This is a genomic window from Mycobacterium sp. shizuoka-1 (assembly GCF_002723835.1).
Classification (GTDB): Bacteria; Actinomycetota; Actinomycetes; order Mycobacteriales; family Mycobacteriaceae; genus Mycobacterium.
Genome location: NZ_BEWG01000112.1, coordinates 20,989 through 38,914, shown reverse-complemented (window position 1 = coordinate 38,914; position 17,926 = coordinate 20,989). Strand labels below are relative to the sequence as shown.

The window sequence follows — 17,926 nt, the reverse complement described above, 5'->3', positions numbered from 1 at the left end:
GTCTCGCGGGACGCCGTCCGTCGTGTTATGCGCTAGATCGGGCCTGTTTTGTCGCTATGTTCAGGGCACAGTCGGTAGGTGGCAGATCCGATAAAGAGTGCACCGTAGTAGTCGAACAAGTCGATCGAGTGATCGTTCAGAGGCTCTAGCACTCGCTGGCGAGCAGCGGCGGAGTCCAGACCATCGTCCAATGCAGCACACAACTGGTATCCACGCTGTACCAAGGCGCGGTCCTCCTGCTGCTTACTTGCAGCGCCACCGTCGATGGCATTGAGGAACGCGGGACCGCTGGCATAGCCGTTGGCCGGGCTAATCGAAGCGACGGAGCTGAGAAACGCTCGTTCGCTTGCGGAAAACGGTGCTTCGGCAGTCGTCGTCGGTGTTGCGGTGACCGTAACTGTCGGAACCGCTTTCGTACTCGTCGCGGGAGGTCCCGACCCAGCAGAGCCTGAGGGAGGTGCGCCTGTCGTAGTGGGTGTGGTCAGTGCACTGCTCGATGTGACGACAGCGTCGTTCGATGGCGAATGCTGCCATGGCCGCCACAACACCCCGATAACCCCGATCACGACGATGATCGCAACCACTACACCCACGGCAAGCCGGTATCGAGTGGTTGGTCTTCTGGTTGGCCTCCCACTGATGCCGGGGACGGGTGTTCGTGGTTGGCCTGCAGCTTGGGTGGTTGCGTTGGCGGACGCACCTGCCTGTGGGGGCGACACAGCGGTCAGGGCCTGCGTGAACGCGGAACAGGACGCAAAACGGTCAGCCGGGTTCTTGGCGAGTGCTTTCTGGAGTGTTTCGTCTAAGCGTGCGCAGTCCGGGCGGCAGTCACGCAAGTTGGGCGGTGTCGTGTTGAGGTGTCTGCTGATGACGACGGCGGGGTTGGAGTGCGGAAACAGTTGTGCGCCGGTAAGCAGGTTGTACGTCGTTGCGGCGAGGGCGTATTCGTCAGCTCGCCCGTCCATCGGCTCGCCCATGAGCTGCTCGGGCGCTGAATAGGCAACGGTCCCAACCGTCATGTTGGTGGTGGTGAGCCCGTTGGTGTCGTCAAGCGGGCGGGCGATGCCGAAGTCAGTGAGGTAGATACTCGGGTCGTCGGTGTCGAGGTCGGCAACCATGATGTTGGCGGGTTTGACGTCCCGGTGGAGCAGGCCCTTTTTGTTGGCGTGGTCCAGGGCGCTGGCCACCGCACTGACGATGGGCACGACGAGTTCGACGGGCATGCCAGCCGGATACCGCTGCTCCACGAGCTGTCCGAGGTCAGTGCCGTCGATGTAGTCCATCGAGAGCCAGAGCTGCCCCTCATGCTCGCCTCGGTCGTGGACGCCAACTATGTGGGGGTGGCGTAGGCCTGCGGCGAGGTCAGCTTCCCGGATAAACCGGTCCCGGAAGGAGGCGTCGCTTGAGATGTCTGGTCGGAGTACCTTCAGCGCCTCCTGCCGGGGCAAGCGGGGGTGCTGGACCAAATAAACTTCGCCCATCCCCCCGGAGCCGAGGAGTCGCAGCACCCGGTATCCGGCGAACGTGTCGCCGATCCTCAGAGGCATGGCGAGATGTTAGCTGCTGTGATCAACATTCCTCGCTTGTTCCACTCCTGCGCTAGCCGCGAACGTCGACTCACAAGTACTTCGGCGCATCGTCTCGCGCCCGCGCCCGACTGTGATGCATCCGCTTCGAACAGGCTGTGCGAAGTGACCCAGATGGACGGCGTCAGCCTGCTGGGTCCTCGCCCTACGCTCAGTGGCCGAACTGGGGGCAGTACTTGGCGATCAAGTCGTCGACAATATGCGCACCCTGGGCGGTGCCGTTGAAGTCGCCGATGCCGTAGCTAGCGGCCCAGTCGCGGCCATTCACCTTGACCATCGTGCACATCGACTTACCCATGGACGGGGTATCCCACCACTCATCGTTGCTGCTCGGTCCGGCAGTTCTTGTTCCAGAATCCATACCTGCTATCGCAGATCTGCGGTCAGGGCAGTAGGCGGTGACGGCTTGAGTAATGAGTGTTGACGAATCTAACGACGAATACCCAGAGCCCATTAGCGTCGAGCGGATCTCCTGCCACGTCACACCATGTGCCAGACCCTCGACGCAAACTTGTCGACCCTGGCTGATGAGACCGCTGGCGTTGTGGATCGACCAACCGGCGGACGTGAGGGCGGCTAGAAATCGTTGATCCTGGTCGTTATCGGCTTGCGCAGGTGCGCAGACCGCCAGTGCGAGAACGGTCACCAAGACGCCAATGGCGAACTTTCCCCCGGGGGCGCTCACCCCGACTCGTCGGATCAACATACCCACCCCTTCGGTCTGGCTGTGGCCACCGTTCGGCACCGCATTGCCCAGTCATGTCCGAACATCCCACTCCGTCATCCTCATCGGATGCAGCTTCGCTAAATTACGAGTAAGCAAGTCCAGTCGCCTAGACGTGCCCCTTCGCGTACTAGGCGTTCTCGGCCTGTGTGGATTTGCCAAGCACGGCTTGGTCGAGGAGGTACTGCGCAACTAGCTGGTTGCGTCCCGTAAAGCATCCTCACACCCCTGTATGTATTCGCCTTTGTCCGTGATGACGTCTGCCTTTTCAGGGTGTCTCATGAGGGCTGTGTACATACGTCGGCATACGACATCTGGAGAGGCGGTACGCAACATCTGCGTCGCCCACTCGCGACCGCCTCCACTGCGGTAGCCCTCCTCGTACGACCCGCTCTTCCCGCCGCAGCCGACCATCAATGTCAAGACAGCAATCGACGCTGCTGAGGCGGCCAGCACTCTCATCAAAATCCCCCCCGGTGGTGACTGCAAAAGCAACCGAGGCTATCCGACCCAGCCTGCAGCTCTCAACAGTTTAGCCCTACTAGTAGGGCAGACATTGGTTTCGCTTCACCGATTACTAGGACGGTGCCAACCCGACCCAGCCAGAACGACCCAGACCGGGTCGCCGCTTGGGACCAGCGACGTCGGGAAGTCGGCGGGCGCATCCGCACCCTGCGCATCGCGCGAGGCCTGACCCAGGAACAGTTGGCGCTACGTTCCGGCGTCACACGCAATGTGCTCATCGACTTGGAGCATGGCAAGCGCGGAGTGCTTTATGAGCGCCTATTCGACATCGCGGACGCCCTTGAGATTTCCGTCGCCCTCTTGGTCTCGGACTCCCAAGACACCTAACAAGACAGTGCAGGTCGCTGGCGGCACACTCGCACCCATTGGGTAGACATCGACCCCTCCGGCAAGTACTACCCAACCCCGTCGCCAACCGCCCGCCCCGTCAGACGACCTCGCCGTCGTCGTAGTAGTGGTCGGCGTCGAGCCGCTTGATGATTCCCACCTGCTCGGCTTCGATCATGTAGTCATTCAGATCCCACTCGCCTGATCTCCAGGTCTCCGGTGGCAGTGTTGCGGCTTCCGCCTCGATCGTGGCGGCCAGCTCGTCGTAGGTATACAAGACGCCGTCCATCTCGTACATCGCGTTAGCGTCCACGAGCATCACCACCAGACAGCCCGAATCGCTCAAAGCCCCTCGGTGTCAGGCGACTTCGCACGTTAGTCCAAACCGCACATCGCAACTTGCAGTGATCCGACGGCGTATTGCGCTCCGAGGCGGCGGGTTTCGTCATTCTTCGAACTATTTTACCAGTTCAGGGATCGAAAAGTGACACGAAGTTGCGGATAGGCGCAGCGAGGATACTTGCGCATTCTCGCGTCCCACTTTCATCCATTTTGCAACCACTACAGGGTAAGCAGAGCTATTGCAGCTCAGCACCTTTGGAGTTGCGTGCGCGCTACTCAGCTCCATGGGCCTTTTGAGGCATCGCGAGATCCGAGCGCCTCATTGGTCCCAGTAAGACGTCGCTTGTGCATCCGGTCAACGTCACGTCGGTGCTGAACTTCCGCCACCGCTATGTCGGCGTCCCCCGCGAGTAAATCCACTGGCGGGACGTCCAACTTCCATCAGTCTAAACGGGTGTCGCTAAACAGCCAAAGCTCTCCGATAACACGTTTCCGTCGAGGCTCTACTGAGTTCAAGTTCATACGCCGGGCCGCCTAACGGTCGGTGCCCATATCGTCAGGACTCTCGGGAGTCTTCAGACGTTGCACATAGGTAGACTTCCCAGTCTGTTTCCTGTGTGCAAGGTGATCAATCACGTGTGACCTCCATGAGGGAGGCTGAATGGATCAGACAGTGAGTAGATCGCTGCTTTCCAGTTTTTCGGATCGGCAGAGTGAGTTCCCCTGTCATGCAGAACTAGAAAGCCTCGATCACCTAGACGTCGCATTGTGTAGTTGGCAGTGCGGTATGGAATGCCTGCAGCGGCACCAACTTCCCTGCATGGGCAAGTGACTTTGGAGTTCCGCCGTTTGATCACCGAGGCTGTGACGTAGAGCATCACCAGTTTCTGCGTGATGCTGAGGTTGTCGACACCTTCGTCGAGCCTGTCCTCCCAGGCGTAGGCCGACTCGATCGCATCTGCGATGAAATCCTCAGGGGTCTTCAGCGAATGTTCCTGAAGCAGATTGTCTCCTGCTGCTTTCCATGCACGTTCCACCTCGCGGTGAGCCCTGGCCTCATTGCCCTTGGCGCTCACGAGCAGTTGGTTGGTCAGGTGCCAATAGCCATACGTCTTCCGGCCACCGCTACCCCACCGAGAATCCTTCGACCAGACCTCGTCGACGTACTGCATCTCGGTCCACCCGCGCCGACGCGCACTCATCGCGACGGAGACGAACCTGCCCCAGACCTGCCGTCCGCCCGGATTCCGACCCGGCGCACCAGTGGCCAGGATATGCAGGATGTGGCTCGGCAGTGCCCGGTTAATGGCAGAGGGCAGTAGTAGGCTGGATTCGACTCCTTGATCCGGTAGTCCCTGGGCCGCTTCGGTGTTCGCGTCATCGGGGCGGCCCACTTCTGCGGTAGGCGGACTCATGAGGCGTCACAGGCCCGCTACCCGCTTGCGTGACGTGGGCGTCAGACCGGTTGCGACGCTCGCGGAAGCCACGTTCTTCTTCGGATTTAGACGTTGATGCCTGTTGCTACAGATGTCCAGGATCGCCTGGATGTCGTCGTCGGTCAGCCGCCAGTGACGGCCAATCTTGCGGCCAGGAAACCGGCCATGGCGGAGGTTGACAATCAGCCACTCTGTGGAGGGTGCACCGATGCGCTCAGTAGCGGCGGCGAGGTCGTATGTGAGAGATGGAGGCACAGAAGGTCCCTTGATCGCGATGGATCAGTCCCGATGGGACTCCTCTGGCAGACTCCGGCAAAGCCGGACGACATGACCATACCAGCGGTTCAAACCGATTGAAAGCTTGTGAAACTCAGGTTCAAGCAAACACTCAGCACCGAATGGCGTTGCGAAACAACGAGTTACGACAGCGGCTAGAAGTCTTTACATACCCAGAGCAGCACCGATCGCGTCAGAGGCTGCCTCCATCGAGGACCGGTCCAGGTGGCCGTAGACAGCGATGGTTGTCTGGATGCTCTCGTGACCAAGGTGCTCCTGGATTACCGGCAGCGGCACACCGCGCTGGATCATCCAGCTCGCGCAGGTGTGGCGCAGATCGTGGACGCGGGGACGGAGTGGGTTCTTGTACTCGCGACCATCCTTGTCTCGTGACGGCCAGGCCTTCTCGACTGCTGGTGACCAGACCCGAGCAGAGAAGCCGTGCTGGCGTACCGGTCGGCCCTCGCGGTTCACGAATACGAACTCGTTGGTCAGATCGAGCCTAGCCAGAACCGACTTCGGGACGTTGATCGTCCGCTTCGACTTCCGGGTCTTCGTGGTGCCCAGTGTGTAGCCTCGCTCGGCTCCGCCGTACTTCCAGGACTGCCGAATCCTCACCGTGCCCGCCTCCAGATTGATGTCGGAGGGGCGGAGCGCGACGACCTCACCGATGCGGGCACCGGAGGCCACCATGAACTCCACCATCGGCTTCCAGTAGTCGGTGACTTTCGAGTGCAGCAGTGCGAATTGCTCGCTGGTGAGGAAGACCTTCTCGCGCTCGTCGTCGTCGCGAGGCATGCCCATGCCGGTACACGGGTTGGCGGGAATGTGGCCAGCAGTCACGGCGGTGTTGAGAGCACCGGCCAGGAAGCCGTGCTTGTTCGTGATCGTCTTAGCCGAGACGACTTTGCCTTTAGCGTTCGGTTGCTGCATGCCCTTGATCCATTGAGCGATGTGGTCACGGGTCAGAGCGGCCAGAGGCATCGAACCGAGCGGCTCGGCGATGTCGTTGCGGAGATAGGTCCGGTACTTGGTGATGGTGTTCGGGTCCACTCCGGTTAGGTGGTTGATGTGGTGCTCCACCCATTGGCCCACCGTCAGGGTCGCCAGCGTCTGCTCGACCTGCAGGGTGCTCAGCGCGTTCTCCACACCGAACTTCGAGGCAAGGTTGCAGAACTTCTCGGCGAGCGCGAAGTCGTCGAAGGAAGTGCTCGTCTGCTTGCCCTTGAGGCGATACAGGACGGCGTAGTACTCGGTTCCGTCGGAGCGGGTTCTGGTGCGGAGAGAGGCCATGGCGGGCATCTTAGCCGCGAATTGTTGACCGCCGCGTTGACGGGAAATCCGGTTTCAGTGGCTTTAGGCCTCTGAACTGCTCAAACTCTGTGGAGCTAAGGGGAATCGAACCCCTGACCTTCTCGATGCGAACGAGACGCGCTACCAACTGCGCTATAGCCCCTTGGTCGCTAGCAGGCTACCAGCCGCAGGCCGCCATGCCGAAACCGGTGACCTACTGACCGGCCGCCCGCGGCAGGTCGAAGTGCCGCGCGAACGCGACCTCGTCGAGGTGCTCGAAGATCGGGTCCTCGTCGTCGATGTCCAACACCGCCGCGCCGGGGCGGCGCAGCCGCGACGGCACCACGTCGAACTCGCGGTCCTCGGTGCTCTCCACGCCGAGACGCGAGCGCGCCATCCGCTGCTGACGGCGCCGGCGCACCTGCTCCTCGATCCGGGTCTGCCGACGCAGGTAGGCCAGATACAGCACCGTCACTGCGCCGGCGGCACCGCAGGCCCACCACAGATCGGCGCTGACAGTGAAGGACAGCACGGCCGTGAGGACCATGACCGCCGCCATCGCCGTCAGCATCCGCTTGCGGAAGCGGTACTTGCGGGCGCTGACCGCCGCCGCCGTCGTGGATTCGGTCCGGCGCTGCCGGCCGGCCCGCGGCGTCATGGTCGTCGCCGGCTCCTCCTCGGCCTCCAGACCGGACGTGTCCTCGACATATTCGTATTCGTCGGCCGTTCCGTCCTGCGGCTCGTCGTCGGCGATGGCTTCGAACGTGTCGGTGGCCTCCCCCTCGGACACGGCCTCCTCGTCGTCCTCGGCCGCTGCCTCGGGCTGGGCGGTCACCGTGTCTTCGGCCACCGGCGCCACGGCCTCGTCGAACAGGGTTGGCTGGGCGTCGGCAGCTCGCGCCGCACCGCCACCGACCGGAAGGGCGCCGGAGTCCTCGTCGACCACGTCGACGTCGAGATAGTCGGGTTCGGTCTGCTCGGCCACCGCGGCCACCACGACCACTGAGCGGGTCCGGGACGGCGTCACCTCATCGTCGGCGTCCAGTTCGTCGAACTGGTCCTCCTCGGGTTGCCAGTCCGGATCGTGCCGGTGACCGGCCGACGGCCCGCTGCGCTTGAACCTGCGCGATTTCGCACCGCCGTTGAGCACCCGGGTGGCCAGCGCGACGTCACTGGTCCGACGCACGTTGTCGCGCTTGCTGATGAGCATGGGGACCAGCACGAACAACCAGAGCACCACGAGTGAGATCCAGAGCAATGACTGGGGGATGCTTGGCATGATGGCCTGCTCCTTTCCCGTCCAGGCTAGGTCCGTGACCTACGCAACCCGCGACGGCGCGCCGCTGTCAATTACACACATGTAATTAGCCCATGACAAGCACCAACAGCCCCAAATGTCACATCAGTAACAAATCAGCTCGGGAATCACGCCCACTGCGCCAGCCCGTGATGCACCAAACGGCCCGCCACCGAACCGTCCACCTCTTCCACCGTCATCGCGACCAGCAGGTGGTCCCGCCACGCGCCGTCGACGTCGAGGTACCGCTGCAACAGGCCCTCCTCGCGGAAGCCGGCCTTGGCCAGCACCGCTCGACTGGCCGCGTTCTCCGGCCGCACCGTGGCCTCCACCCGATGCAACGTGACCGGTCCGAAACAGTGGTCCAGCCCGAGTGCCAGCGCTCCGGTCGCCACCCCGCCGCCGGTGACGGCACTGGACACCCAGTAGCCGATCCAGGCCGAGCGCAAGGCGCCGTGGGTCACGTTCCCGATCGTGAGCTGACCGCAGAACTGCCCGTCCAATTCGATGACGTACGGCAGCATCCGGCCCTTGCGCGCCTCGCCGCGAAGCCCGGAACACACCGCCGGCCACGACGAAACCGCATGTCGCACAGCCCAATCCACCTCGGCTGTCGGCTCCCACGGTTCCAGGAAACGACGATCGGCCATCCGGATGCGGCTCCACATCGCCGCGTCGCGCATGCGCACCGGACGCAACCGGACCACGCCTGCACGCACCCGCAGCGGTCCGACCTGCGCGGGCCATCCCGGGTGCACAGAACTGTTGCGCAGGAGATTCACCGTGATCCGCGGTTCAGCCGCGTTGAGCCAGGAAGGCGACGTCGACCAGCTCACCGGTCCGGACCTGATCGACCTCGGTGGGCACCACCACCAGACAGTTCGCCTCGGCCAACGTGGCCAGCAGATGCGACGAGGCGCCGGGGGCCCCACCGAGCGCCTGCACCAGATATTCGCCGGTGTCCTGGTCTCGCATCAGCTGCCCGCGCAGGTATCCCTTGCGCCCGGCTACCGACGAAATCGGCGACAGCGCCCGGGCCTGCACGACACGCCGCATCGGCTGCCGTTTGCCCTGCGACAGCCGGATCAACGGCCGAACCATGACCTCGAAGACCACCAGAGCGCTCACCGGATTCGCCGGCAGCAGGAAGGTCGGCACCCCTTCGCGCCCCAGCTGGCCGAACCCCTGGACCGACCCCGGATGCATCGCGATCCTGGCGACTTCCATCTCCCCCAGCTTGGACAGCACGGTGCGCACGCTCTCCGCCGCCGCACCACCGACCGCACCGGCGATCACCACCAGCTCAGCACGGTTGAGCTGGCCCTCGACCACCTCGCGCAAATCCTTGGGATCCGCGCTGACGATGCCAAGCCGGTTCACCTCGGCGCCGGCGTCTCGGGCCGCGGCGGCGATCGCATAGGAGTTGACGTCGTACACCTGGCCGTTGCCCGGCGTACGGGAGATGTCGACGAGCTCACCGCCCACGCTCATCACCGTCACCCGTGGCCGCGGATGCACGAGCACCCGCTCCCGGCCGACCGCTGCCAGCAGCCCCACCTGCGCGGCGCCGATGATCGCACCGGCCCGCACGGCCACGTCACCGGGCTGGACGTCGTCGCCGGCCCGGCGGACATAGGCGCCCGAACGCACTCCGCGCAGCACCCGCACCCGGGCCTGACCGCCGTCGGTCCAGCGCAGCGGGAGAACCGCGTCGGCCAGAGTCGGCATCGGCGCCCCGGTCTGCACCCGGGCCGCCTGTTTGGGCTGCAGCCGGCTCGGCGTGCGGGTGCCGGCCTCGATCACCCCCATCACCGGCAGGCTGATCTCACCATCGCCTTGCTCGTCGTCGCCGCCGGCACCGATGCCCTGGACATCGACGCTGCGCACCGCATAGCCGTCGATGGCGGCCTGATCGAACCCCGGCAACGGATGCTCGGTGATCACTTCCTCAGCGCACATCAGGCCCTGAGCCTCGGCGATCGGCACCCGAACCGGTCGCGGCGCCACCGCGGCGGCCGCCACCCTGGCCTGCTGTTCCTCTACCGAACGCACCGCGCGCCTTTCTGCCTCGAGCCCCGATCGCGCGGGCCCGCCGCAGCTCTTACTTGACGGTCTTGTCGGCCAGGCCTAGTCGCGCCACCAACCATTGCCGCAAATCCGGGCCATAGTCGTCACGATCCAACGCAAAGTCAACCGCAGCCTTCAGGTAGCCGCCGGGATTTCCCAAGTCGTGTCGAGAGCCGCGGTGCACCACGACATGCACCGGGTGGCCTTCGGTGATCAGCAACTCGATCGCGTCGGTCAACTGGATCTCGCCGCCGACACCCCGGTCGACGCGGCGCAGCGCATCGAAGATCGCCCGGTCCAGCAGGTAGCGGCCGGCCGCGGCGAACCGCGACGGCGCATCCTCCGCCTTGGGCTTCTCCACCATGCCGTTGACCTTGAGCACGTTGGGATTGGCCGCATCCGGCACCTCTTCGACGTCGAACACGCCGTAGGCACTGACCTCGGCCTCCGACACCTCGATCGCACACAGCACCGTGCCGCCGCGCTTGGCCCGGACCTTCGCCATCGTCTCCAGCACGCCGGTCGGCAGCACCAGGTCGTCGGGCAGCAGCACCGCCACGGCGTCCTCGTCGGGCGAGAGCACCGATTCCACACACCCGACGGCATGTCCCAGGCCCAACGGCTCGTGCTGGACCACCGACTCGACCTTGATCAGGGCCGGCGCCCGGCGCACCTTCTCGAGCATCGCCTTCTTACCGCGGGCCTCCAGCGTCCCCTCGAGCACCAGGTCCTCGACGAAGTGCGCGACGACGCTGTCTTTGCCCTCGGAGGTGACGATCACCAACCGCTCGGCACCCGCCTCGGCGGCTTCCTCGGCGACCAACTCGATGCCCGGCGTGTCCACGACCGGCAACAATTCCTTGGGCACTGTCTTGGTCGCGGGCAGGAATCGGGTACCCAGCCCGGCCGCGGGAACAATCGCTGTGCGCGGGAACGGGACCTCTGACGGCCTCATCGTTCACACCCTATCGCCATCATCGTGACCCTTCACTCTGGCGCAATCGACGCGCGCACTGACATGGTGGACGGCGTGTTCGCCGGTTCGAAAGCCCACCACAGGCAGGCCCTGTTGGCCGCGCGACGCGCGGTTTCCGACGCGGACCGGGCAGCCGAGGCGCTGGCGCTGACCGGCCACCTCGGGGAGTTCGTGGGTCCGGACGACACCGTCTGCGCCTATCTGCCGGTCGGCACCGAACCCGGCTCGCCGCAGCTGGTGGACCGGCTGCGCGAGTTGTGCGCCCGGGTGCTGTTGCCGGTGACGCGGTCGGACGCCGACGGCGCGCCGCTCGCCCTGCTGTGGGGCGTCTACGTGCCGGGCACTCTGGTCGCGGCCCGGTTCGGGCTGCTGGAGCCGCCGGAGCCGTGGCTGCCCAGCTCGGCGGTGGCGCAGGCGGACGTGGTGCTGGTTCCCGCGCTGGCAGTGGACCGCCGCGGGGTGCGGCTGGGGCGTGGCGGCGGGTTCTACGACCGTTCGCTGGCCCTGTGCAAACCCGGCACCAAGCTCGTCGCGGTGGTCCGGGACAGCGAGGTCGTCGACGAGCTGCCCAGCGAGGCTCATGACATTCGGATGACCCATGTCCTGACCCCCAAACACGGCCTGTTCACGTTGGCCGCCACGTCGTGAGGCCACCGGCCTACCATGCACCCGAGCCTCCCCCGGCGATCCCGTTTTGCCGCAATTCAGCGGCACCTGGTCGCCCGGCTCACCCCTGCGCGGTATCGGGAATGATAAGTACCACATGGCGGTTCTAGCACTTGGCACGGTAGAGTGCTAAAAGACCACGTCTCGTCCCGGAGGTTCATGTGCCGACCTACAGCTACGCGTGCACCGAGTGCGACAACCGCTTCGACGCGGTGCAGGCGTTCACTGACGATGCGCTGACCAGCTGCCCCCAGTGCTCCGGTCGGCTGCGCAAGCTGTTCAACTCGGTGGGAGTGGTGTTCAAGGGCAGCGGCTTCTACCGCACTGACAGCCGTGACTCCACCAAGAGCACCGGCAAGTCGGAGTCCTCCTCGTCGTCGAGTTCGGAGAAATCCTCGAGCTCCAGCGAGTCGTCGTCCAGCTCGTCGAGTTCCTCGAGTGCGAGCACCTCGACGCCGGCCGCCGCAGCCTCGAGCTGACGAACATCGTCCGTCAGGACGCCACCTCGGTCGAACTCTGCTCGGAATCGCCGAATTCGACTGAATACCCGAGCAATTCGCTTCTCTCGTCCTTGACCGGACGGATCAGCACGCGCGCGATCGACCCGCTGGCCGTTGTCTCGTCGAAGGCCGGAAACGGCTGGTCGAGCAGATCGGTCGCCCGCAGCTGGGCGAACGTCTCGGGTGTCACCCCGATCAACTCCCAGATGTGCCGGCCGGCCGCTTCACCCGGACCGACCTCCATTGTGCGATCAAAGGCCGAGCTGGACGCGACAACGGTGCCGGTGGGGTCCATGAACGCGACGGCGGCGGTGGATTCGTAGGCCTCCGAGAGCCGATGCGCCCGGAACTCCAGCGACATCGACGCCGACGGTTCGGCGTCGCGGGCGCGGGCCGCGCTGGCGGCCAACACGTCCGGGACCTGGATCGCCGGCGTCGGCCGACCGAACAGGTAACCCTGCGCGAGCTTGCATCCCATGCCTTTGAGCAGCTCGGCCTGCTCGGCGGTCTCGACCCCCTCCGCCACGACCGCCAGCCCGAGACTGTGCCCGAGGCCCACCACTGCGTCGACGATCTTTCGGCTCTGCCGGTGGTCCTGCATCGCCATCACGAAACTCGAGTCGACCTTGATCTTGGAGAACGGCAACGTGCTCAGCCAGGTGAGGCTGGAATAGCCGGTGCCGAAGTCATCCATCGCGATCATGCAACCGAGGTTGATCAACCGGTCGAGCGTGCGACGGGGCTGGGTCAGGTCTTCGATGAAACCCGACTCCGTCACCTCAATGTGCACGCGGCTCAAGGGAAATGACGCCTCGATGGCGGCCGTGGCGATCCTGGTCGCCAGCTCGGCGTTGCGCAGCTGCGTGGGTGAGACGTTGAACCCGAGAAAGAGGTTGTGCGGCCACTGGGCCGCGGCCTGAAATGACGTCCGCATCAATTGGTCGAGCAAACGGTCCAGCAGGCCGAACCGATCGGCCACCGGGATGAAGCGCTCCGGGCTGATGAACCCTTGGGCCGGATCGTGCCATCGGGCAAGGACTTCGAACCCGAGAACGTGGCGGTCCTCCAACGACACGATCGGCTGAAAGTGCGGCTGCACTTCGCCGTTGGCCAGCGCGGACAGCAGGTTGCGTGCCAGAAGCTGATCGGCATTCATGGCCGCGCCTCCTTACTCACCCGCCCAGGCGCCGTAACAACAGTTAGGTAAACGTACAGGCAACGATATGCCCGAAGCCGGAAACGACGAAAAACCGCCGCACCCAGCCCACTTATCAACAGGCGAGTCCCGCCAGGAAATTCCGGAGCAGCGCACCCCGCTACGGTGGCCGCATGGGCGAGTCGCTCAATCCCACACTGTCGAGCCGAATCCGGCACTTGCGGCCAGACGCCACCCGCACGGTGGTGGCCCGCCGCGTCGCGGCGGGCAGCCTGGTCGTCCTCGCCGGCATCGCCGCCCTGCGACCGGATCCCGGTGACCGACGATCCGATGTCGTGGTCGCCGCGCGCGACCTGCGCCCCGGTATCGCGTTGTCCGCCGACGACATTGCGCTGGAAAAGCGTTCTGCCGCAACAGTACCCGACGGCGCTCAGACCGTTGTCGAATCCCTCGTCGGCACCACCCTGGCCGGACCGGCCCGGCGCGGCGAGATACTCACCGACGTGCGCGTGCTGGGCTCCCGCCTTGCGGGCCTCACCGCCGGGCCGGACGCACGAGTGGTGCCGCTGCACCTTGCCGACGCGGCGGTGCTCGACCTGATCAGGCCCGGCGACGTGGTGGATGTGATGGGCGCCCCGGACGCCGGCGCGGACGCCACGCCGACGCTGGTGGCCTCGGACGCCATCGTGGTGCTGGTGTCAGCGAAGCAGAAAGCCGCCGGATCGGGCGATGACCGGGTGGTCCTGGTGGCGCTACCGGCCCCGGCCGCGCGCGCCCTGGCCGCCGCCACGCTGGTGCAGACCGTCACGCTGACGATCCACTGAGGCGCCCAGCGCCGTACTACCCTTCGAGGTCTCGGGGAGCAGTCCTGCTGACAAGCCAATTCCCACGTGAAAGGGGTCATGTCGTGTTGAAAGGTTTCAAAGAATTTCTCGCCCGCGGCAACATCGTCGACCTGTCGGTCGCGGTGGTGATCGGTACGGCGTTCACCGGGTTGGTCACCAAGTTCACCGACAGCATCATCCAACCGTTGATCGATCGCATCGGGGCGGGCAAGGACACCGAATACGGCATCCTGCGCATCGGCATCGGCGGCGGGCAGGCCATCGACCTCAACATCTTGCTGTCGGCCATGATCAACTTCGTCCTCGTCGCCGCGGTGGTGTACTTCTTCGTCGTCGTCCCCTACAACCGGCTGCGCAAGAAGGGCGAGGTCGAGCAGGCCGGCGACACGGAACTGAGCCTGTTGACCGAGATCCGTGATCTGCTGGCGGACGCGAACGGGACGCCAAAGAAGGTCACTGGCCCGGGGACCGGCCCGAGCCCCGACACTGCGGACACCACGAGCGCCGACCGAGACTGACACCCGATCAACACAATGGCCCCCGGCGGATGCCGGGGGCCATTGTGTTGACGTGCTCAGGGAGTCAGTTCATGTTCCAGGGTTCGCCGTAGGTGGTGACGCTGTCACCGGCCTTGGAGATGAGCCGGGCGAACGGACGCAGCAGCACACCGCCGGCCGCACCGGTCACGGTGCCGTGGGCGTTGGCCACCGCCACCGAGCCGTTGGGGCCTTCGACGTCCACCGAGAAGGTGGCGACTTCCTGGATACCGGGGCCATTGCCCAGGTCGGCGCTGATCGACACACCCGGGAACAGGTTCGGGGTGATCACCGAGCCCAGCGGGTTGAAGCCCGTCGGGGAGATGTCAGCGTCGTCCAGCAGGATGTTGGGCGTGGTGTAGCTGAAGTTGATGCCCACACCCAGCGACCACGGGAAGCCCACCTGGTAGCCCAGCTCCAAGGTGCCCGCGAACTCGTCGGCACCCGGGCCGACCACGCTGTAGACAGCCTTGCCGGAGTGGAACCACTCACGGGTCAGCCGGTTGCGGTCCAGGGGGAACACGCCGTTGAGGAAGGTGTCCCACTGCTGAATCGTCATCGTGCGGCCACCGCCGTCGACCAGACTCAGCTCGTTGTCCAAACCTGCGTGCGAGGTACCTGTCCCGACGAACAACGCCGCGACGGCGGCGATCATCGCCACCAGTACCCGACCGATTACCTTCATGTTCTCCCTAGCTATGTCGACGGTGACCCGCGGGCTCACCGAGTTAGTGGTTCGTGCTCGGGTCCCAACATGCTGACACCGCACACGGCGCTTGGCAGTTCAATGAGAGTCCTCACAACCTGCTCTTACGCTCTGCTCATCGTTGACACGAGGAACATAACGGGATGGCATCTGGGCGGCAACGCATAGGGTCGGGGTGCGTCGAATCAATTCTTGCGCGAGGAAGTTTGCTGGAAAGCCGGCCACGGTTAACCGGGAACTTCCCGGCGTGGGACGACCCGACAGGGCAGGGGCCGCAGCCACCCGAGCAATCGGATCCCACTACCTGCCGATACTCAATGGTGGTGCGGCGGAACGTTATCCCTGAGCCATTGGTCGCGGTCCGCGATGTCACGTTTGTCGTCCGGATCGCGTTCGTCGGAGGACTCCTGAGGCAGCTCGGTGCCGAAAATCTTGTTAACTGCAGATCGGTTCTGACGCGAAGTTCCCATCACATCTCCGGATAATTGTGACAAAGATCACAATCTTGATGTTTGTGCAGTTCACAGGCTGTTAACACAAGGCCCTGCGCGCCCGATACGGCGCGCTTAACCGACGGTACGCCGCTACCGGCGGCGACCGTCGACGCTCCGTGAGGAGCTTGCTTAAATCTCCAGGCTGGACAGCTGGCCGATGACATGGGCCGCCAGAGGGTTGAGGGTCGCCATGCCGTCGCGCACCGCATACCGCGAGCCCGCGATGTTGACGACCAGCGTGCTGCCGGAAATCCCGGCCAGCCCGCGTGACAGGCCGGCGTCGGTGATCCCGGCCGACAGACCCGAGGCGCGCAGCGCCTCGGCGATCCCGAGCAGCTCCCGATCGAGGATGGTCCTGGTGGCCTCCGGCGTGACATCGCGCGGAGTGACACCGGTGCCACCCACCGATACCACCAGGTCGACACCACCGATGACGGCGGTGTTCAGCGCGTTGCGGATCTCGACCTCGTCAGCAGAGACCACGACCACGCCGTCCACCACGAAGCCCGCCTCCGCGAGCAGCTCGGTGACCAACGGTCCGCTGTGGTCCTCCTCATCGCCGTGAGCCGTACGGTCGTCGACCACGACGACAAGTGCACGCCCCACCAGCTCCCCTGGCTGTTCCATGGGTGTCACCGTATATCCGCGCGCCGACATCCTGGCAGTCGTGCTGGTCAGAGTCATGGGATGGTCACCCACCACGCGGATCACTGGGCGGCCTTGCCGAGCGTGACCTCCACGGTGCGATCGGCGCCGGAAGGATCGGTGTAGGTCAGCGTCACCTTCTCGCCCGGCGCGCGAGACCGGACGGCGGCGACCAAGGCGTCGGCGCTGCCGATCACGCGGTCGTTGATCTTGGTCACCACGACACCGCTGGGCAACCCGGCGGACGCCGCGGCACCGCCCTTGGTCACGTCGACGATCTTCGCTCCATGCGTGGTGGTGTCATTGCTGACCTGCACCCCGAGCGACGCGTGAGTGGCGGTGCCGGTGCTGATCAGCTCGTCGGCGATCCGCTTGGCCTGGTCCACCGGAATGGCGAAGCCCAGCCCGATCGACCCGCTCTGGGCGTCGGGGGAATCGCCGCCGAGCGTGGCGATCGCCGAGTTCACCCCGACCAGCTCACCGCTCATGTTCACCAGCGCGCCACCGGAGTTCCCCGGATTGATCGCGGCGTCGGTCTGAATGGCATCCAGCACGGTGTTCTGGTTGTTCGCGTCACCGCCGGTGGCGACCGGGCGGTTCAGGGCGCTGACGATCCCGGTGGTGACCGTGCCTTCCAGACCCAGCGGTGAACCGACCGCCACCACGTCCTGGCCGACCCGCAGGTTGGCCGACGAGCCCAGGCTGATCGGAGTCAATCCCGACACTCCCTGCGCCCGGACGACGGCGATATCGCTGGCCGGATCGGTTCCGACCACGGTGAAGGATGCGGTGCGCCCGTCAGCGAACGTCACCGTGGTGGTCGGTGCCCCGCCGCCGGCCGGATCCCCGGGACCGCTGGGCCCGCTCGGGCCGCCCGGCGCCAACGGCGGCAAACCGGGGATCGAGGGTGGGGCCGCCGGCGCCGGACCGCCGCCCTTGGCCGCGGCGACGACGTGGTTGTTGGTCAGGATCAGCCCGTCGGAGGACAAGATGATGCCCGAGCCCTCCTCGGACTGACGCCCGAACTCGGTTTCGAGCTTGACCACACTGGGGACGACCTTGGCCGCCACCTGTTCGACCGAACCCACCGGCAGATTGGCGGCCGGGACGTTGGACACCCCGTTGGGGCCACCCTGCAACACCGAGCCGACCGGTTGGCGGTCCGGGTGGGCCAGCAGCACCACCGTGCCGCCGACGCCCGCCGACACCGCGGCGATGGCCAACGCTCCTGCGGTCAGCGCCGCCACCCTTGAGCGCTTGCGCGGCGGCAGCGGCGGCATAACCGGAGAAGTCGGCGGATGTCCTTGTCGCGCAACCTGATACGGATCGTAAGGCTGACGATAGGCAGGCGGTTGCTGCTGGGTGGCGTAGCGCCAGTCGTAGGGTTGCTGATAACCGGCCGTCCGCGGGGGCTGCGAATACCCCGGTGCCGCATGCTGATTCGGCCCGGCTGGGCCGGGCTGCTGCGGCTGCGAGTACCTCGAGTGGTCGGTCATGTCGTCAGGTCGCTCTTTCTCTCCACGAGATGC

At 65.1% G+C, this 17,926-nt stretch carries 18 protein-coding genes and 1 tRNA gene; 5 read left to right on the top strand and 14 right to left on the bottom strand.

The window, feature by feature from the left end:
• Nucleotides 1–32 precede the first annotated feature (32 nt).
• Together MSZK_RS32495 and MSZK_RS27905 are read right to left on the bottom strand one after the other, a co-directional pair.
• On the bottom strand, nucleotides 33–1,547 hold the full coding sequence (locus tag MSZK_RS32495; RefSeq protein WP_099251776.1) for a serine/threonine-protein kinase: 1,515 nt from the start codon (nucleotides 1,545–1,547) through the stop codon (nucleotides 33–35).
• A 190-nt stretch (nucleotides 1,548–1,737) separates the two neighbouring features.
• Nucleotides 1,738–2,271: a DUF732 domain-containing protein gene (locus tag MSZK_RS27905; RefSeq protein ID WP_158230650.1), complete on the bottom strand. Its 534-nt coding sequence runs from the start codon at nucleotides 2,269–2,271 to the stop codon at nucleotides 1,738–1,740.
• A 624-nt stretch (nucleotides 2,272–2,895) separates the two neighbouring features.
• On the opposite strand from MSZK_RS27905, the gene MSZK_RS27900 reads away from it, so the two are divergent.
• Entirely contained in the window at nucleotides 2,896–3,162 is a 267-nt protein-coding gene (locus MSZK_RS27900) for a helix-turn-helix domain-containing protein (RefSeq protein WP_099251774.1), read from the top strand.
• A 100-nt stretch (nucleotides 3,163–3,262) separates the two neighbouring features.
• On the opposite strand, the gene MSZK_RS27895 is transcribed toward MSZK_RS27900, so the two are convergent.
• The 8 genes from MSZK_RS27895 to MSZK_RS27865 form a co-directional block, all read right to left on the bottom strand.
• Nucleotides 3,263–3,508 (bottom strand): hypothetical protein, encoded by a 246-nt coding sequence (locus MSZK_RS27895; RefSeq protein WP_142390019.1) that lies wholly within the window; start codon nucleotides 3,506–3,508, stop codon nucleotides 3,263–3,265.
• Nucleotides 3,509–4,136: 628 nt separating this feature from the next.
• Nucleotides 4,137–4,676: a hypothetical protein gene (locus MSZK_RS32175; RefSeq protein WP_142390018.1), complete on the bottom strand. Its 540-nt coding sequence runs from the start codon at nucleotides 4,674–4,676 to the stop codon at nucleotides 4,137–4,139.
• 705 nt (nucleotides 4,677–5,381) lie between these two features.
• The gene (locus MSZK_RS27890; protein WP_099251772.1) at nucleotides 5,382–6,509 is read right to left on the bottom strand and encodes a site-specific integrase; all 1,128 of its coding nucleotides are present in this window, start codon (nucleotides 6,507–6,509) and stop codon (nucleotides 5,382–5,384) included.
• 90 nt (nucleotides 6,510–6,599) lie between these two features.
• A tRNA-Ala gene (locus MSZK_RS27885) sits at nucleotides 6,600–6,672 on the bottom strand.
• A gap of 51 nt (nucleotides 6,673–6,723) precedes the next feature.
• A complete protein-coding gene (gene glpR / locus MSZK_RS27880) occupies nucleotides 6,724–7,788 on the bottom strand; it encodes a gephyrin-like molybdotransferase receptor GlpR (protein ID WP_099251771.1) in 1,065 nt (354 codons plus the stop codon).
• A 146-nt stretch (nucleotides 7,789–7,934) separates the two neighbouring features.
• Nucleotides 7,935–8,588 carry a GNAT family N-acetyltransferase gene (locus MSZK_RS27875; protein ID WP_099251785.1) on the bottom strand — a complete coding sequence of 218 codons (654 nt, stop codon included), beginning with the start codon at nucleotides 8,586–8,588 and terminating at the stop codon, nucleotides 7,935–7,937.
• Nucleotides 8,589–8,601: 13 nt separating this feature from the next.
• A complete protein-coding gene (gene glp / locus MSZK_RS27870) occupies nucleotides 8,602–9,858 on the bottom strand; it encodes a gephyrin-like molybdotransferase Glp (protein ID WP_099251770.1) in 1,257 nt (418 codons plus the stop codon).
• A 49-nt stretch (nucleotides 9,859–9,907) separates the two neighbouring features.
• Complete coding sequence (locus MSZK_RS27865) at nucleotides 9,908–10,828, bottom strand: UTP--glucose-1-phosphate uridylyltransferase (RefSeq protein ID WP_099251769.1); 921 nt, start codon at nucleotides 10,826–10,828, stop codon at nucleotides 9,908–9,910.
• A gap of 63 nt (nucleotides 10,829–10,891) precedes the next feature.
• Here MSZK_RS27865 and MSZK_RS27860 point away from each other — a divergent pair, with 63 nt between their 5' ends.
• Both MSZK_RS27860 and MSZK_RS27855 read left to right on the top strand, forming a co-directional pair.
• The gene (locus MSZK_RS27860) at nucleotides 10,892–11,497 is read left to right on the top strand and encodes a 5-formyltetrahydrofolate cyclo-ligase (protein WP_099251768.1); all 606 of its coding nucleotides are present in this window, start codon (nucleotides 10,892–10,894) and stop codon (nucleotides 11,495–11,497) included.
• Between the two features lie 179 nt (nucleotides 11,498–11,676).
• Entirely contained in the window at nucleotides 11,677–11,994 is a 318-nt protein-coding gene (locus MSZK_RS27855) for an FmdB family zinc ribbon protein (RefSeq protein ID WP_099251767.1), read from the top strand.
• Between the two features lie 13 nt (nucleotides 11,995–12,007).
• Here MSZK_RS27855 and MSZK_RS27850 read toward each other — a convergent pair whose 3' ends face one another.
• A complete protein-coding gene (locus MSZK_RS27850; RefSeq protein ID WP_099251766.1) occupies nucleotides 12,008–13,171 on the bottom strand; it encodes an EAL domain-containing protein in 1,164 nt (387 codons plus the stop codon).
• A gap of 173 nt (nucleotides 13,172–13,344) precedes the next feature.
• Between MSZK_RS27850 and MSZK_RS27845 the strand changes: the two genes are divergently transcribed.
• Both MSZK_RS27845 and mscL read left to right on the top strand, forming a co-directional pair.
• Nucleotides 13,345–13,995 (top strand): SAF domain-containing protein, encoded by a 651-nt coding sequence (locus MSZK_RS27845; protein WP_099251765.1) that lies wholly within the window; start codon nucleotides 13,345–13,347, stop codon nucleotides 13,993–13,995.
• A gap of 83 nt (nucleotides 13,996–14,078) precedes the next feature.
• Nucleotides 14,079–14,534 (top strand): large-conductance mechanosensitive channel protein MscL, encoded by a 456-nt coding sequence (gene mscL, locus MSZK_RS27840; protein ID WP_099251764.1) that lies wholly within the window; start codon nucleotides 14,079–14,081, stop codon nucleotides 14,532–14,534.
• A 64-nt stretch (nucleotides 14,535–14,598) separates the two neighbouring features.
• Here mscL and MSZK_RS27835 read toward each other — a convergent pair whose 3' ends face one another.
• From MSZK_RS27835 to MSZK_RS27820, 3 genes are all read right to left on the bottom strand, one after another.
• Nucleotides 14,599–15,237, bottom strand: coding sequence for an MspA family porin (locus MSZK_RS27835; RefSeq protein ID WP_005139787.1), 639 nt, complete (start codon nucleotides 15,235–15,237; stop codon nucleotides 14,599–14,601).
• Between the two features lie 644 nt (nucleotides 15,238–15,881).
• Nucleotides 15,882–16,436 (bottom strand): molybdenum cofactor biosynthesis protein B, encoded by a 555-nt coding sequence (locus tag MSZK_RS27825; RefSeq protein ID WP_099251784.1) that lies wholly within the window; start codon nucleotides 16,434–16,436, stop codon nucleotides 15,882–15,884.
• Between the two features lie 23 nt (nucleotides 16,437–16,459).
• Complete coding sequence (locus MSZK_RS27820) at nucleotides 16,460–17,893, bottom strand: trypsin-like peptidase domain-containing protein (RefSeq protein WP_099251762.1); 1,434 nt, start codon at nucleotides 17,891–17,893, stop codon at nucleotides 16,460–16,462.
• Nucleotides 17,894–17,926 lie beyond the last annotated feature (33 nt).